The organism is Streptomyces sp. NPDC002206 (genome assembly GCF_053593595.1).
Genome location: NZ_JBSFCW010000053.1, coordinates 1 through 16,445, shown reverse-complemented (window position 1 = coordinate 16,445; position 16,445 = coordinate 1). Strand labels below are relative to the sequence as shown.

12 protein-coding genes and 2 pseudogenes are annotated in these 16,445 nt (G+C 68.2%); 2 read left to right on the top strand and 12 right to left on the bottom strand.

Going from position 1 to position 16,445, the window contains the following annotated elements; genetic code table 11:
* Positions 1-21: 21 nt before the first annotated feature.
* From ACWCP8_RS38760 to ACWCP8_RS38710, 11 genes are all read right to left on the bottom strand, one after another.
* Positions 22-1,209: an MFS transporter gene (locus ACWCP8_RS38760; protein ID WP_451121162.1), complete on the bottom strand. Its 1,188-nt coding sequence runs from the start codon at positions 1,207-1,209 to the stop codon at positions 22-24.
* Positions 1,199-1,630, bottom strand: coding sequence for a GlcG/HbpS family heme-binding protein (locus ACWCP8_RS38755; RefSeq protein ID WP_451121160.1), 432 nt, complete (start codon positions 1,628-1,630; stop codon positions 1,199-1,201). The genes ACWCP8_RS38760 and ACWCP8_RS38755 overlap by 11 nt, the downstream gene beginning before the upstream one ends.
* 481 nt (positions 1,631-2,111) lie before the next feature.
* Positions 2,112-4,865, bottom strand: a complete 2,754-nt coding sequence (locus ACWCP8_RS38750) for a SpoIIE family protein phosphatase (RefSeq protein ID WP_451121158.1) — start codon at positions 4,863-4,865, stop codon at positions 2,112-2,114.
* 420 nt (positions 4,866-5,285) lie between these two features.
* Positions 5,286-6,236: a TIM barrel protein gene (locus ACWCP8_RS38745; RefSeq protein ID WP_451121156.1), complete on the bottom strand. Its 951-nt coding sequence runs from the start codon at positions 6,234-6,236 to the stop codon at positions 5,286-5,288.
* A gap of 70 nt (positions 6,237-6,306) precedes the next feature.
* On the bottom strand, positions 6,307-7,800 hold the full coding sequence (locus tag ACWCP8_RS38740; RefSeq protein WP_451121154.1) for a CoA-acylating methylmalonate-semialdehyde dehydrogenase: 1,494 nt from the start codon (positions 7,798-7,800) through the stop codon (positions 6,307-6,309).
* 33 nt (positions 7,801-7,833) lie between these two features.
* Positions 7,834-9,723: a 3D-(3,5/4)-trihydroxycyclohexane-1,2-dione acylhydrolase (decyclizing) gene (gene iolD / locus ACWCP8_RS38735; RefSeq protein ID WP_451121152.1), complete on the bottom strand. Its 1,890-nt coding sequence runs from the start codon at positions 9,721-9,723 to the stop codon at positions 7,834-7,836.
* Positions 9,720-10,619: a 5-deoxy-glucuronate isomerase gene (iolB, locus tag ACWCP8_RS38730; RefSeq protein ID WP_451121150.1), complete on the bottom strand. Its 900-nt coding sequence runs from the start codon at positions 10,617-10,619 to the stop codon at positions 9,720-9,722. The genes iolD and iolB overlap by 4 nt, the downstream gene beginning before the upstream one ends.
* Complete coding sequence (locus tag ACWCP8_RS38725) at positions 10,616-11,488, bottom strand: Cgl0159 family (beta/alpha)8-fold protein (protein WP_451121148.1); 873 nt, start codon at positions 11,486-11,488, stop codon at positions 10,616-10,618. Before ACWCP8_RS38725 ends, iolB begins: the two co-directional genes overlap by 4 nt.
* Entirely contained in the window at positions 11,478-12,431 is a 954-nt protein-coding gene (gene iolC / locus ACWCP8_RS38720) for a 5-dehydro-2-deoxygluconokinase (RefSeq protein WP_451121146.1), read from the bottom strand. Before iolC ends, ACWCP8_RS38725 begins: the two co-directional genes overlap by 11 nt.
* Before the next feature lie 146 nt (positions 12,432-12,577).
* The gene (locus ACWCP8_RS38715; protein WP_451121144.1) at positions 12,578-13,588 is read right to left on the bottom strand and encodes a Gfo/Idh/MocA family oxidoreductase; all 1,011 of its coding nucleotides are present in this window, start codon (positions 13,586-13,588) and stop codon (positions 12,578-12,580) included.
* Between the two features lie 29 nt (positions 13,589-13,617).
* A complete protein-coding gene (locus ACWCP8_RS38710) occupies positions 13,618-14,403 on the bottom strand; it encodes a TIM barrel protein (protein WP_451121142.1) in 786 nt (261 codons plus the stop codon).
* A 181-nt stretch (positions 14,404-14,584) separates the two neighbouring features.
* Here ACWCP8_RS38710 and ACWCP8_RS38705 point away from each other — a divergent pair, with 181 nt between their 5' ends.
* Positions 14,585-15,628: a LacI family DNA-binding transcriptional regulator gene (locus tag ACWCP8_RS38705; RefSeq protein ID WP_451121140.1), complete on the top strand. Its 1,044-nt coding sequence runs from the start codon at positions 14,585-14,587 to the stop codon at positions 15,626-15,628.
* A 144-nt stretch (positions 15,629-15,772) separates the two neighbouring features.
* On the opposite strand, the pseudogene ACWCP8_RS38700 reads toward ACWCP8_RS38705, so the two are convergent.
* Positions 15,773-16,024 (bottom strand): annotated as a pseudogene (locus tag ACWCP8_RS38700) (putative quinol monooxygenase); the annotation flags it as partial.
* A 106-nt stretch (positions 16,025-16,130) separates the two neighbouring features.
* Between ACWCP8_RS38700 and ACWCP8_RS38695 the strand changes: the two are divergent.
* Positions 16,131-16,445: pseudogene (locus tag ACWCP8_RS38695) on the top strand (integrase); the annotation flags it as partial.

Below are 16,445 nucleotides of genomic sequence, written 5' to 3'. Positions count from 1 at the left end.
TTTGCGCGATCCCCCAGGCTATCACTTGGCGAGTTCCTCCATTGGCGCCGGCCGAATCGTACGGGTCTTGAGCGCAAGGCCGGCGACGGCTGCTGCCGCTACGGCCAGGACAATCGCCGCCCATGGGGTGGTCAGCACACCCACGCTGCCGAGCACACGTCCGCCGATCAGGGACCCACCGGATATCCCCAGATTGAAGGCGGCGATGTTGAACCCCGACGCGGCGCCCACCGACTCGGGTACCTCGTCCTCGGCCACCGTCACTACTCCGGTCTGCACCACAGGGTTGATCGCAAAACCGAAGAATCCCCAGACAGCAAGGTTGATCAACACGGCGACCGCCGAGTGGGCCGTGACAGGCAGGAATGCGAGCGTTGCGGCCAGGCCGACCAGCACCACGATCACGGCTTGCTTGGTGCCCAGTCGGTCCGCCAGTTTTCCTCCCCAGAAATTGCCGATAACCGTGGCAATTCCGAAGACGACGAGGCCGACGTTGACCATGTTGTCACTGAAACCCGTCACAGATGTAAGCAGCGGCGAGATATACGTGAAGACAACAAAATTGGCGCCGAAACCCAGTGCGGTGATGAGATACATCGTGACGAGACGGCCATTGCGGAGCAGCCGGAGCTGGGAAAGCAGGCTGGTCGGTGGCGTGTGGGAGATCTCCCTCGGCAGAAGGACCAGCAGGGAGACGACGCTCACCGCGGCGAGCGCCGTCACGACCAGGAAAGGAAGACGCCAGTCAAATGTCTCGCCTATCCATGAACCGAGCGGCACACCCAACACCATGGCCACCGTCAAGCCGCCGAACATGACGGCCAGGGCACTGTTTGACTTATCTCGCGGAACAAGCGAAGAGGCGACGGCTGCGCCGACGCTGAAGAAGACTGCGTGAGCGAAGGCTGTGATGACGCGCGCCGCCAGCAGGGTTGCGAAGCCGGGTGCGAAGCCCGCGACGAGGTTTCCGACGAGGAAGATCACCATGAGCCAGATGATGAGCTTGCGGCGGTCAACTCGCCCGGTAAGCGCGGTGAACAACGGCGCACCGATGGTGATCGACAGAGCATAGAGACTCACCAGGAGTCCGGCGGTGGGGATGCTGACCTGCAGATCGTTGGCGATCGACGGAATGATCCCGACGATCACGAACTCGGTGGTTCCGATGGCGAAGGTCGAGATGGCCAGGGAGAGAATGCTACGCGGCATCGCCGACCGACTCCCTCGTGAGTGCCGCGGTGGCGGCGGCCTGGGCGATTGTCTCGTCCTCTTCCACGGAGGCGCCGGAGACGCCGACCGCGCCGATGACCGCACCGCCGGCATCCTTGATGACGACTCCGCCACCGAAGTTGATCAGCCCGCCATTAGTGTGCTCGACCATGTAGCTGGGGCCGTCGGGGTGGGCCACCCCGCCGAGGGCCGCACTGTCGGTCTCGAAGAGGGCGGCCGTACGGGCCTTGCGGTGCGCGACGTCGATGGTGCCGAGGATGGCCCCGTCCATACGGAGGAAGCCGGCCAGGTGGGCTGCTCGGTCGCACACGCTGATGTTGACCGGCGGGAACCCGCGCCTGATCGCCTCCTCCTGTGCGGCGGTGATGAGCTTCTCGATAAGTGCAGCGCTGAGCGTCACGATGCGCCTTTCGTTCGCCGGACCCATTTGGTACCGATCGGTTCCAAACTTTAGGTCTTGATGCGACACGCGTCAAACCGCAGGTCAGCGATAGCGCCGACCGCGACCGCACCGTTGGGACACCGCCACGCCATGAGGGCAGGAGAGCAGCCGGGCTCAGACACCCGGGACTTCCGACTGGCCTGCCTGGCCCTCATTCGTCGTGGATCACTCGTCGAGGAAACGCAGGACCGTGGCCGAGGGGGACCCGCCGAGGAGACGAAGCAGGGCAGCACCGGGATGGCGGGCTCAGTGGTGCCACGGCGGGCCGACGTTGCGGGAAGGCGCTTGCGCCGGAGCGTCAGCCGCACTTCAGGTGCTTGCCGCGCCGGAAGCCGCTGACGGGATGGGGCGAAGCAGATCGCATGCGCGCACGGTTGTGAGTCCTCCCCGCCCTGAAGGGCGGGGCTTCTCGCTATGCCGGTAGGGGTTTGCGACGCCCCTACCGAGCCTCCACCTCCGGCCGCCGGGGCAGTGGTTGCTCGACCCAGATGACCTTGCCGCTCGCGGTGTAACGGGTGCCCCAGCGCTGACCGAGCTGGGCGACCAGGAAGAGCCCGCGCCCGCCCTCGTCGGTTGTGCGTGCCCGGCGCATGCGGGGGGCGATGCTACTGCCGTCGGAAACCTCGCAGATCAGCGTGCTCTCGTGGAGCAGGCGCAGCCGGATGGGTTCGCCGCCGTAGCGGATCGCGTTGGTGACCAGCTCACTGACGATCAGCTCGGTGGCGAACTCCAGATCGCCGAGGTCCCACTCGGCCAGCCGGGCCGTGACGTCCGCGCGTACCTGGGAGACGACCTGCGGATCTGCGGGCAGGTCCCAGACCGCGAACTGCCCAGCGTCGAGGACTCGGGTACGGGCCACCAGCAGGGCGATGTCGTCCTTGGGCTCCGCCGGAAGCAGAACCCCCAGCGCCTGGCAGACCTGTTCCGGCGTCCCAGCGGAGTGTTGTGCCAAGGCATGCCGCAGGTGTGCGAGGCCGCGATCGACATCGCCCCCGCCGAGGTGTTCGACGAGCCCGTCGGTGTAGAGGACCAGCAGACTTCCCCCGGGCAGATCCACATCGACCGTCTCGAAGGGCAGACCGCCCAGGCCGAGCGGCGGGCCCGCGGGAACCTCGGGAAACTCGACGGTGCCGTCCGCGAAAACGACGGCAGGCGGCGGATGGCCGGCCCGGCTCAGGGTACAAAGCCGCGTGCTCGGATCGTAGACGGTGTACAGACAGCTCGTGCCGATGATTCCCGCGTCTGACCTGCCGCCCTGCTGGTCATCGAGGTCGAGGCAGATAACGAGGTCGTCGAGCTGGGTGAGGACCTCTTCGGCCGCCAGGTCGAGAGCCGAGAAGTTGTGGACCGCGGTGCGCAGCCGGCCCATGGTCGCCGCGGCGTGCAGGCCGTGCCCGACAACATCGCCGACGACCAGCGCCACCCGCGCCCCCGACAGCGGAATGACGTCGAACCAGTCGCCACCCACCCCGGACCTCGCGGGCAGGTAGAGGTGGGCCGCCTCCACCGCCTGCTGGGCGGGCAGACCGCTCGGGAGCATGCTCCGCTGCAGCGTGAGCGCCATGGCGTGCTCGCGGGTGAAGCGGCGCGCGTTGTCGATGCACACGGCGGCACGTCCCACCAGCTCCGCCGCGAGGATGAGGTCGTCCTCCTCGAAGGGGCCGTGAAGCCGAGACCGGTAGAGGCTGACCACACCCAGGACCATGCCGCGGGCGACCATGGGCAAGGCGATGAGCGAGTGAACGCCCGCCCCCAGGACCTTGGAACCGCGGACCGGATCATGGGCTATCCACCCTGGAGCTCGGGACAGCGTCCGTTCACGCACTGGTTTGCCCGTGGCCAGAGCCTGGGCCTGCGGCGTGGACGAGGTGTAGGTGATCAGGTCGCCGACCGCGTGGAGGTCCGAGATCTCGTGCGTGCCGCGGATGGCTGCCCGGCGCAACGGACGGTCCACTCGGATCGGTTCCTCGCCGAGCAGCACCGAGTCCGGCAGGTCGACGGCCGCGAAGTCGGCGAACCGGGGGACGGCCACCTCGGTCAGCTCCTCGGCCGTCCGCGACACATCGAGTGTGGTTCCGATCTGGGAGCCGGCATCGGCGATCAGGCCGAGGCGCTGACGGGCCCGCACGGCGAGCTGGCCGGTGAGGGGCTCGCCGACGGCGAGCAGCCACCGGTCGGCCAGTGCCGTCGGCGCGCCGGACGGCGCGGTCGCGAGGGGATGCCCCGACACGTGACCGTGCGATCCGACCGATTCCGCGCCGGGCGACTCAATCTCCAAAGTCTCCGAGGACTGGGGCGGACGGAGAGGGTGAACGCCGACGCCGGGGAAGACTGCTTCAACGGCGACACCGGTCACGCCGGACGAGCTTCTGATTCGCCGACTGACGAGGATGGCCTTGCGGCCATCGCTGAGTCCCACCTCGGCGAGGCCGACTTGGTCCGACGAGATCAATTCGGTCGCGCGCTCTTCCAAGATGAGCCGGTCGCGCGGATCCAGGAAGTCTGTGGGCGGTTGGTCGGCCGTCATCCGGCCGCGAGCATCCTGGTACGCCTCCAGCAGGGCACGCTCGCGAGCGGTCACGCTGCTGAGCAGCTGTTGCTCGATGCCGTGGGCCGCCTCGGCCACGACTTCCGGCATGGCCGGATCGGCATCGAGATGGTCGCACGTCAGACTGAATACGCCGACGAACTGCCCGCTCAACAGATCGCGAACGGGTGCGCCTGCACAGGCGAGTCTGTGCCAGGCATCGGCGAAGTGCTCGCGACCGATCACGAACGTGGGCTCGGCCGCTACGAGGACGGTGCCGATGCCGTTGGTGCCGACGAGTTCCTCGGCCGTGCTCAAACCAGGGGCAAGTTGCAGCCCGTCGAGGTAGCGGTTCAAGGAGGGCTCGTCACCCCGGCGTTCCACGACCCGGGCCCGCTCGTCGGAGAGGAAGACGCTCACCGGCATGCCCGAGAGCTGAGACTCCAGACGGTCGAGCACGGGCCCGGCAGCATGCGCGAGCTTGCCCCCGAAATCCAGGTCGGGGTCGTAGTCAGCCTCAAGGCGGTCGGTCGCAAGGCCAAGGAGTCGGCACCGCTGCCAGGAACTCAGGATGGGCTTGCGGACGGCCATCCCCACTGTCCTGCCGGACAGCAGTCTGTCGCGGGCCTCCGTGAGAGCAGCAGTGTCGTACCACGGTGTGCTCATATGCGCCTCGCCCCAGGGACGGGTCCTGTTTTTTCAGTCTGCGCCCGGAAAACGGAAATCACCAAGATTTGGAGAGGGCTGAGAAATCGCTGGTGACGGCTGGCATTCGCCGCTCGTGGCCCCACTGCCCGACACCGGAAGTTTCCCAGTGAGACGGGCAAGAGGCGGCAGAAAGTCCGGCCCGGGTTTGCCGTACCCCTACATCGACCGATGCTCGGCAAAGAGATCTTGACTCATCCGAGGGAGGTCTATGGCGCCGAGGTCTCCAAGACCACCATCTCCGCGATCACCGAGTCGCGGCGGCGCCCACGGAATCAGTCGCACTGATGCCGACACGCGATACGGAAGCCACCCCGAGCAGCAACGTTGGATGATCACGCCCCTCGGAGAAGAGAGGCAGTGATCTATACGCAGCCATCCCTACCGGTGACTGTTCGGCCGTCGGGTTCCCGAGAGGCCCAGGCCGGTCAGGTGCTCACGTGTCCGTATGGCGATGGGCAGTGGTACATCGGGGGCACACGGATACAGGTCCTGCTCGACGATCACAAACACCTCGGCGTCCAGCTTGGCGAGTTCCTCGACTACGGAGGCGGGGTCAGGGACGCCCGCGGGAGGCGTCACGCACACACCGCGCTTGACGGCCTCACCGAACGACAAGTTCTCGGTGGCGACTTGGTCCAGGATCGTCGGGTCCATTTGCTTGATGTGTACGTAGCCGACGCGTTCCCCGAACCGTCGGATGAGATCCACGTTGTCACCGCCGCCGTAAACGACGTGTCCGGTGTCCAGGCAGAGGTTCGTGTACCGGCTGTCCGACTCGTTGAGCAGCCGCTCGATCTCTGGTTGCGTCTGGATGTGGCTGTCGGCGTGCGGGTGGAGGACGAGGCGTACGTCGTACTCCTCGAGCAGCAGCTTGCCGAGCCGGTCGGCGTTCTGGCCGAAGCCCGCCCACTGCTCAGCGGTCAGCTCGGGCGACTCGGTGAACGCGCCGGTCTTCTCGTCCCGGTACATATGTGGAATGAGGACGAGGTGGTGAGCGCCCGCGGCGGCGGTCAGCGCAGCGACCTGCCGGACGTGGGCGAGCATCTCGTTCCAGGCCTCTGGGCGGTGCAGCGCACCGAAGGCGGTGCCGCCGGAGACCTTCAGGCCGCGTACGGCCAGTTCCTCGGCGAGTACGGCCGGGTCGGTGGGGAGGTAGCCGTACGGTCCGAGCTCCAGCCACTCGTAGCCGGCCTGCGCCAGCTCGTCGAGGAAGCGGGTGTAGGGGACCTGGTGCTCGTCCTCGGGGAACCAGATGCCCCAGGAGTCGGGAGCGGAGCCGAGGCACAGGTTGCCCGCTACGGTGCGGAGCGTGGATGGCGTTGTTGCCATGGACAGAGTCCTTCGGAGATAGGGCGGGAGTTTCCTGGTGTGGGGTTTCTCGGTCTTGCTGCTGCAGGACTCAGCTGGATACAGGGAACGTGAAGCCTGCGGCGACCTGCTGCTTGGGCTGGGGCCAGCGTGTGGTGACGACCTTGGGGCGGGTGTAGAAGCGGATACCTTCGGGGCCGTGGACGGGGGAGTCGCCGATGAGGGAGTCCTTCCAACCGCCGAAGGAGTAGTACGACATCGGCACGGGCACCGGCACGTTGACGCCGATCATGCCGACCTCGACCTTGCGTTGGAAACGGCGCGCCGCCTCGCCGGAGCCGGTGAACAGGGCGGTGCCGTTGCCGTACGGGTTGGCGTTGATGAGGTCGATGGCCTCGTCGAGCGTGTCGACGCGGACGACGGCTAGAACCGGCCCGAACAGCTCCTCCTTGTACGCGTCCATCTCGGCCGTCACGTGGTCGAGCAGCGACGGGCCGGTGAAGAAGCCCTCCTCGTGGCCGTCGATCTTCAGCCCGCGGCCGTCCACGACGACGGTGGCGCCCTGCGCGGAGGCGGCGCCGACCGCGTTCTCGACGCGCTCCTGCGCGGCCTTGGTGACCAGCGGGCCCATCTCGATGTCGGGTGCGTCACCAGGGCCCACCTTGACCGCGCGAGCCTTGCCCTCAAGGACACCGACCAGTGCATCAGCGACTCCACCGACCGCGACGACGACGGACACAGCCATGCAACGCTCACCGGCCGATCCGTAGGCGCCCGCCGTGATCTGGTTCGCAGCAAACTCCAGGTCGGCGTCCGGGAGAACGACGGCGTGATTCTTCGCCCCACCGAGGGCCTGCACCCGCTTGCCCGACTTGGTGGCGTTCTCGTGGACGTACTTGGCGATCGGGGTCGACCCGACGAACGAGACGGCTTCGATGCCGGGGTGGGTGAGGATCGCGTCGACTGCCTCCTTGTCGCCGTGCACAACGTTGAAGACGCCGTCCGGCAGCCCGGCCCTCTTGTACAGCTCCGCCACGAAGTTGGCGGCGGAGGGGTCGCGCTCGCTCGGCTTGAGGATGAAGGTGTTGCCGGTCGCGATGGCGATCGGGTGCATCCACAGGGGCACCATCGCGGGGAAGTTGAAGGGCGTGATGCCTGCGACGACGCCGAGCGGCTGGCGGAAGTTGTGCACGTCGACGCCGCGCGAGACCTGGTCGGAGAAGTTGCCCTTGAGGATGTCGCCGAGGCCGCAGGCGAACTCGACGACCTCCCGGCCGCGCACGATCTCGCCTCGCGCGTCGTCGACGGTCTTGCCGTGCTCGGCGGAGATGATCCGGCCCAGCTCCTCCTCGTGCTCCACGAGGAGCTGGCGGAAGGCGAACATCACCTGGGTGCGCTGGGTGAGCGACGATTCGGACCAGGTCTCGAAGGCGGCGGCCGCGGCCGCGACGGCGGCGCCCACGTCGGCCTGCGATGCGAGCGCAACCTGCGCCTGTTGCCGGCCGGTAGCCGGATTGAACACCGGGGTGGTGCGGGGTCCTGGCCCGGCGACGGAGCCGTTGATCCAGTGCTCGATGATCTTCACGTGTGGATGTCCTTTGCTTGGGTGACTGTTGAGCTACAGGTAGTGGCGCTGGGCGCGCTTGGCGGAGGCGTACTTCTCATATGCCTCTCGCGTGGAGTCGAGCGCGGAGACCTCGCTGACCGGCACGTCCCACCATCCGTGTGCGGGCGGGTTCGGCCCGTACAGGTCGGTCTCGACGTGTACGACCGTGGTGCGATCGGCCGCCTTCGCCTTCTCGATCGCCGTACGGAACTCGTCGACGGTGGTGGCGTGCAGGACGTCCGCGCCGAGGGAGGAGGCGTTGGCGGCGAGGTCGACGGGGAGCACATCGCCGTCGAGCTGACCCGAACCCCCGTTTCGGAAGCGGTACTTCGTGCCGAATCGCTGCGAGCCGAGCGACTCCGACAGTGCGCCGATCGAGGCAAAGCCGTGGTTCTGGACGAGGACGATGATGACCTTCAGGCCCTCGGAGACCATGGTGACGATCTCCTGAGCCATCATCAGGTACGAGCCGTCACCGACCAGGACGACGACCTCACGCGACGGGTCGGCCATCTTCGCGCCGACACCGGCCGCGACCTCGTACCCCATGCAGGAGTACGCATACTCGACGTGGTACGCCTTCGGGTCCCGCGCCCGCCACAGCTGCTGCAGGTCGCCGGGCATGGAACCGGCGGCGTTGATGACGACGTCGCGGTCTGCGAGGGCTTCGTTGAGCGTCCCGAGGATCTGCGTCTGCGCGGGAAGTTCGTTGGTGTTCCGGCCGGGGGCAAAGCACTCTTCCTCGATCTCCCTTGTACGGGCGATGAGTTGACGAGTGTGGTCGCGGTACTCCTGGTCGACCTCCCAGTCCGTGAGCGCACCCGCGAGGGCCTCGATGCCGAGCCGGGCATCGGCGATGAGCGGCTCGGCGGAGTGCTTAACGGCGTCCAGGCGGGTGACGTTGAGGTTGACGAAGGTGACGTCGGGGTTGCCGAAGACGGTGTGGCTGGCGGTGGTGAAGTCGCTGTAGCGGGTGCCGATGCCGAGGACGACGTCGGCCTCCTTCGCTAGCTCGTTCGCCGCGTACGCTCCGGTGGAACCGATGCCGCCGACCGCGCACGGGTGATCCCACGGCACCGCGCCCTTGCCGGCGTGCGTGTCCGCGACCGGGATGCCGGTGGCCTCTGCGAAGGCGCGCAGTTGGATCTCGGCGCCGGAGTAGACGGTGCCGCCGCCCGCGACGATCAGCGGCTTTCTCGCACCGCGCAACAGCCGGGCGGCGCGCTCGACGGCCTGGGGTTCCGGCGCCGGGCGGCCCACATGCCACACCCGGCGCCGGAAGAAGGCGACCGGCCAGTCGTATGCCTCGGCCTGCACGTCCTGCGGCAGGGCGAGCGTGACGGCGCCGGTCTCCACCGGGTCGGTCAGCACGCGCATGGCGGCGAGCGCGGCAGGGAGGAGCTGCTCGGGCCGCGAGATGCGGTCGAAGTACTTCGATACGGCCCGGAAGGCGTCGTTGACGGTGACGTCCCCGCCGCGGGTGTCCTCCAGTTGCTGGAGGACCGGGTCGGCGACGCGGGTCGCGAACATGTCGCTCGGCAGCAGCAGCACCGGCAGCCGGTTGGTCGTCGCCAGCGCCGCACCCGTGATCATGTTGGTCGAGCCGGGGCCGGTCGACGCCGTACACGCGAAGGCGGCGAGCCGGTCGCGCATCTTCGCGTACGCCACCGCCGCGTGCACCATGCCCTGCTCGTTGCGGGCCAGGTAATAGGGGAGGTCCGCCTCGCGCGTGATCGCGGCCTGCAGCAGTGCCTGGCCAATGCCAGCCACGTTTCCGTGCCCGAAGATGCCCCAGGCACCGGGGATCAGCCGCTGCTCCTGGCCGTCGCGCTCGCTGTACTGGTTGGCCAGGAAGCGGACGAGGGCCTGAGCGGTGGTGAGGCGGACGGTCGTCTCGGTCATCGGTCGTTCTCCTTGGCGCCGAAGGGGAGCCGTGGGTCGGTTTCCTGGGACTCCCACGTCGTGCGCACCCATCCGTGCGCCGGGTCGTCGCAGATCAGCCAGGCGCGATCCTGTCCCGGACCCGCCATGACGTTGAGGTAGTAGAGGTCGTAGCCGGGTGCGGCGATCGACGGACCGTGCCAGCCGTGCGGGATCAGCACCGCGTCGCCGGAGCGGACTTCGGCGAGCACGTCGATCGGCCGGTCCGGCGTGCCGTACACGCGCTGGTAGCCAAAGGCGTTCTCGCCGCCGGCGATCTCGAAGTAGTAGATCTCCTCGAGTTCGCTCTCCACGGGGTTGCTGTCCGCGTCCGTCCGCGCCTCGTCGTGCTTGTGCGGGGGATAGGAGGACCAGTTCCCGCCGGGTGTGAGCACCTCGCAGACCAGCAGCTGCTCGGCCTCGAACGTGCCGGGCAGGCAGTAGTTGTTGACCTGGCGGGAGCAGTTGCCCGCGCCGCGCAGCTCGACGGGAACGTCCTCCTTGCGCCCGTACCGGGCACGGAGGCCGCCACGCTCGGTACGGGCGGAGGGCAGTGCGAACCTTCCGCCGTCCGCGCTGCTGAGGAGGGCCTCCGAATCGCGGGGCAGGTACGCGAAGTCGGTGGTCGAGTCGAAGACACCCGTCCGGCCGGAGAGGTGGAAGGCCTCGCCTGCCACGGTGACGGTGCAGCCGCCCGTGATCGGCAGGACCAGGAACTCGCAGTCGCCGGTGGAGAGGGGGTGCGCCTCGCCGGGAGCCAGCGTGAGGATGCGCAGGCCCGAGTGGCCCCAGCCCGCGGACTCCGGGGTGATGACGAGGTCGTACGTGCCCTCCGCTGAGGTCCCCTTGGGCAGGTGGTGCTTGTCGTGGGTGCTCACAGCAGGCTCACCGCCCGGTCCACGGCACCGGCGACGTCGCCGTCCGAGGGGTAGAGCAGGGAGCGGCCGACGACCAGACCCTGCGCGGTGGGCAGCTTGAGGGCCTTGCCCCAGGAGGCGAAGGCCGCGTCGGGGTCGGTGACCTCACCGCCGAGCAGCAGCGTGGGCAGCGTCGAGGAGGCCAGGACCCGCTCCATGTCTGCCACGACCGGCAGCTTCAGCCAGGTGTAGGCGGTACGGCGGCCAAGGCCGGAGGCGATGGTGATCGACTTGACGACCGCGTCGGGGGAGAGGTCGTTGCGGATCTTCCCGTCCCGCCACTCCGCGATGAACGGCTCGACCATCGCGATGAGGTGGCGGTCATTGAGCTCGTTGAGGGCACGTGCGGTGTTCCCCAGAGCGGATGGGGTTGCCGGGTCGCCGAGGGCGATACGGGTGAGCATCTTGCCTCCGTCGAAGCCCATCGCGGCGATCGTCTCGGCGTCGTACCCGGTGAACCGGTCGTCGATCTCGAAGACGGAGCCGGCGAGCCCGGCCCGGTTCATGGACCCGAAGACGCTCTTGCCGTCCAGGACGCCGAGCAGCAGCAGGTCTTCCAGGATGTCGGCGGTGGCGAGGACACCGGTGACGCCGGGGCGCTCGAGGGCGACGCACATCCGGTCGAGCAGCTGGAAGCGGTCGGCCATGGCGGTGGGGTCGCCGCCTACGCCATTGGCACCGCGCGCCGGATGGTCGGCGGCGATGATCATGGCCTTGCCGTGCTCGCCGAGCAGCGAGGTGGCCTTCACACGCCGGGCAGCCGCCGCTGCGATCGCAGCCGGGTCCTTGACCCTCGCGTCCACGATCCGGCTCACGTTCTCAGACAGCACTGTTCACCTCGCGCAGCTTGGCCTCGACCTCGGCCTCGGTGGGCATGGCATCGGAGCAGGCCAGACGGCCCGCGACGATGGCGCCGGCGGCATTGGCGAAGGACACCATGCGTGTGTTCTCCCAGCCGGACAGCAGACCGTGGCACAGGGCGCCGCCGAAGGCGTCACCCGCGCCCAGCCCGTTGACGACCTCGATGGAAAGTGGCGGAATCTCGGCTGTGGAGCCGTCGCGGCCCATTGCGAGGACGCCCTTGGGACCCTGCTTCACGACGGCCAGCTCGACACCGGCGGCGAGCAGCGCCTTCGCGGCGGCGTACGGATCGCGCTCGCCCGTAGCCACCTCGCACTCGTCGAGGTTGCCGACGGCGACGGTGGTGTGGCGCAGGGCCTCGGAGTAGTAGGTGCGAGCCTCGGCGGGGTCGGTCCAGAACATGGGGCGCCAGTCGAGGTCGAAGACGGTCGTCCCGGCCTTGGCCCGGTGGCGCAGAGCCGCGAGGGTCGCGGACCGGCTCGGCTCCTCGCTCAGACCGGTGCCGGTGATCCAAAAGATCCGTGCGGCACTGATGGCGTTGAGGTCCAGTTCGTCGAGACGTATGTCGAGGTCAGGAGCTTTCGGCAGCCGGTAGAAGTAGAGCGGGAAGTCGTCCGGCGGGAAGATTTCACAGAAGGTGACGGGAGTCGGTGCGATGTCCGACCTACCGACGAAGCGACTGTCGACGCCGTAGCCGTCCAGGGCCTTACGGACGAAGTCCCCGAACGGGTCGGTGCCCGTCTTGGTGATCACGGCGGCGTTGTGCCCGTAACGCGCAACCGCGACGGCGACGTTGGTCGGGCTGCCGCCGAGGTACTTGCCGAACGAGGTGACGTCAGCCAGCCCCAGGCCTGTCTGGAGTGGGTATACGTCCACTCCCACGCGACCTATGGTCAACACATCGAACGACATTGCAGCTTTTATCCCTTCACTCCGGAGACTCCGGGAAGATTTCGAGGGTGTCCTGAGGGGTGCCCTCAGGGGTGACGAGTTACTGTCGCGCGCTACTAGCACGTTCTAGTTCGTGTGCGTGATGACCTCTGTGCAAATGTCATGGCTCACTGGTCCTTGAGGTCGGCGATGCGGACCGGGCCGCCGGTGGTCACGGACTCGATGGCGGCGAGGGCGATGGACAGGGCGGCCCGGGCGTCGGTCCCGGTGACGGCGGGGGCGCGGCCGGTGCGGACCGTATCGGTGAAATCGGCGAGTTCGGCGACGTAGGCGTCGTGGAAGAGGTCCTGGTCGTACGTGACGGTACTGGCGGTGATGCCCTCGGCGCTGTAGGCGGTGAGGTGAGTGCGGCGCAGGTCGCCCATGGTGAACATGCCGTCCGAGCCGAAGACCTCGCCGCGGACGTCATAGCCATACACGGCCTGGAAGCTGGCCTCGGCGGTGGCGAGGGCGCCGTTGTCGAAGCGAATGGTGACCACGGCGGTGTCGAGGAGGCCTCGGTGCTTGAAGTCGGGGCGTACGAGGGCGTCGGCCAGGGCGAAGACTTCGACGGGCTCGGCTCCGGGGTTGAGGAAGCGCAGGGTGTCGAAGTCGTGGATCAGGGTCTCGAGGAAGATCGTCCACGGCGGGATGGGGGCGGGGTCCGCAAGCTTGGGGTCGCGGGTGAGGGAGCGCAGGAGCTGCGGGGTGCCAATGCCGCCAGCGGCGATCTCCTCGTGGGCGGCGCGGAAACCGGGGTCGTAGCGGCGATTGAAGCCGACCTGAAGCGGGACGCCAGCCTGATCGGCTGCGGCGATGGCACGGTCGGCGTCGGCGAGGGTGACGGCCATGGGCTTCTCGCAGTAGACCGCCTTGCCGGCACGGGCTGCCGCCTCGACGAGGTCGGCGTGGGTGCGAGCGGGGGTGCTGATGACCACGGCATCGATGCCGGGATCGGCGAGGAGGGCGTTGATGTCGCTCAGCGCCTTCGGGCTGCCGAGGCGATCCGCGAGGCGCTGAGCGGCCCCGGGGGCAGGGTCGGCGACAGCGGCGAGGCGGGTGCCGGGGAGGCGGTGGGCGAGGGTGGCGCCGTGGAACGAGCCCATCCGGCCGGCGCCGATGAGACCTACGTTGATCATGATTCTTCTCCGTATGCGGGTTGTGGTGATCAGGCGGGGGTGAAGGCGGAGCGGAAGCGCTCCAGAGCGAGGTCGCTATCGGTGGAAGACCAGGCCTCCAGGGCGACCGTGCCGTTGTAGCCGAGGTCTGTCAGGGCACGGGCGACCGCCGGGTAGTTGATCTCCCCGGTGCCGGGCTCGCAGCGGCCGGGGACGTCGGCGACCTGTATCTCGCCGATCAGGCCGAGACGGTGGGCTCGATGGACGAGCTCGATGAGGTTTCCTTCGCCGATCTGCGCGTGGTACAGGTCCAGGTTCATGCGCAGTCCCGGCCGGTCTACCGCCGCGACCAGGGCCAAGGTGTCCGCGGCCGTTGCGAAGGGTACGCCGGGGTGGTTGACGGCAGTATTGAGGTTCTCCAGGGTGAAAGTGATCCCGGCGCGTTCGCCCAGCTCCGCAACGCGGCTGAGGGTGTGCTGGGCGGCGATCCACATCGGTCCGGTGGCCGGGCCAGTGACTGGGACGACCGGCAGGCCCTTGTCGTCCAGGCCGGTGCCGTGCAGGTTCAGCCGCGGGCAGCCCAGTTGTTCGGCGACCTTTATCGACTCCTCGGCGGTGCGCAGCAGTTCGGCTGCCCCGTCAGGGTCGGTCAGGCTGCCGCGGACATAGCCGGTCATCGAGGAGAAGACGGCGCCCGTACCAGTCAGTGCGGCCAAGTCGTGGCGGGTCCAGTCCCAGATCTCGACCTGGAAGCCGAGGTCGTGGATGCGTCGGGCCCGCTCGTGGATCGGCAGGTCCAGGAAGACCATTTCGGCGCAGACCGCCAAGGTGTACATCGTCACCCACTCCTCATGTAGAACGTTCTAGTCGCCGGGCCAGTACGCCAGCCGGTCGGCCCGCTTGTCAAGGTCCTGCGTGCAGAAAACTAGAACGTTGTAGTACCTTTGAGCCGGGATTCTTCATCTGGTCTACGATCCTCGCTCGGGGCGGAGCGGGCATCAGCGTAGGAGGCACGCCATGGCACCGAGCTCTATGGGTCCGGACGCGAAGCGGCCCACGCTCGCCGACGTCGCGGTACGGGCGGGCGTGTCCACGGCCCTGGTATCGATCGTGATGCGCGGGGTCAAGGGCGCCAGCGCCGCCACCCGTGAACGGGTCCTGGAAGCGGCCCAGGACATCGGCTACCGCCCCGACACGCGGGCGCGGCTGCTGCGCAGCAACCGCTCACGGCTGCTCGGGGTGCAGTTCGGGCTGCAGCACCCTTTCCATGCCGATCTGGTGGAAGGCATCTACGCGGCAGCCGAGCCCGCCGGGTACCAGGTCGCGCTCAGCGCGGTCGCCCCCAGCCGCAGTGAGCAGCACGCCGTGGACGCGCTACTCGGCGACCGCTGCGAGGCGCTGATCCTGCTCGGCCCCCAGGCACCCGCCGCACGGCTGAGAGTGCTCGCCGATCAGCTCCCGGTCGTCTGCGTCGCACGCAGGCTCCGGCCACCGTCCGGGAATGTGGACGTCGTGCGGACCGCCGACGACGAAGGTGCGCGTCAAGCCGTTGACCATCTCGTCACTATGGGGCACCGCGACATCGCCCACATCGACGGCGGCAAGGCGCCCGGCGCCGCCGACCGGCGCCGCGGTTACCGCACCGCCATGAAGCACCACGACCTTGGCCACCACATCCGTGTCCTGCCGGGCGGACTTACCGAAGACGACGGGGCCGCAGCCGCTCGTATGCTCCTCGGCAGCCGGCCACGCCCCACCGCTGTCCTCGCCTTCAACGACTACAGCGCCACCGGCGTCCTTGACACCCTCCTGCGCTCCGGCGTCACCGTCCCTGACGAGATCTCCGTCGTTGGCTTCGACGACATCCACCTCGCCAGCCTCGCCCATATCAATCTCACCACCATCAGGCAGGACACCCTCACCCTCACCCAGCATGCCGTTACAACGGCCATTGCTCACCTCGAAGGCGAACGGACCCCCGTCCGCGAAACCGTCATCCCGCCCCACCTCGTCATCCGCGCCACCACCGCCACGCCGCGAGGCCATCACCGCGCTCTTTGAACAGGCCGGAGGACGAGTGGAGGCCTTCCACTACGCCTTCGGAACCGACGCGCTGATGGTGATCGGGGAACTCTGCCGGACAACGCAACCGCCGCTGCGTTCGATGCGTACCGTGGCCAGCGGTGCGCCATCGGATTGCCCGGGTCACCTCCGCGGCGTCACCTCCGTCATGCGCGACCAGCCCTGCCCCTCGGTCTCGACGTTGATGAGGTCGGGCGTCTTGGCCACGACGTCCGGCATCCACGCCATGGCCGTCTTGAAGTGGTCGGAGTTGACATGCGCGACACCCGCCTCGCTGGACACGAAGGCCTCCAGCAGGACGAAGCGGTGGGGGTCGGCGGCGTCGACGGACCACTCGAAGAAGAGGTTGCCGGGCTCGGCTCTGCGGGTGCCGATAAATCATCCGTGCAGGTGGCAGCCTTGAGCGCCGATCTCTGGGTGGCACCCGCTGCTCGTTCCGCGATCTTCACGGGACAGGTGTCGGGCGGCATCATGATCTGTCGTGCTGCTGCGTCTGACCTACCTCGCCGTGACCAACACCTTCGCGCTCCTGCGCCTGCTGCCGATGAGCGATCGGGACAAAGACATCGAGATCCTCGCGCTGCGGCACCAACTGCTGGTCCTGCAGCGCCAGGTCGGCCAGCCCAGGTTCACCGACACCGACCGCGCGGTCCTCGTCGGCCTGCTCCACCACCTCCCCATGGACAAGCTGCGGCACCTCCTGTTGCTGGTACGCCCGGACACGATCGTGCGCTGGCACCGCAACCTGCTCAAGCGACGCCACGCCGCGACCTGCGCGCCCAAGCGCCGCGGGCGC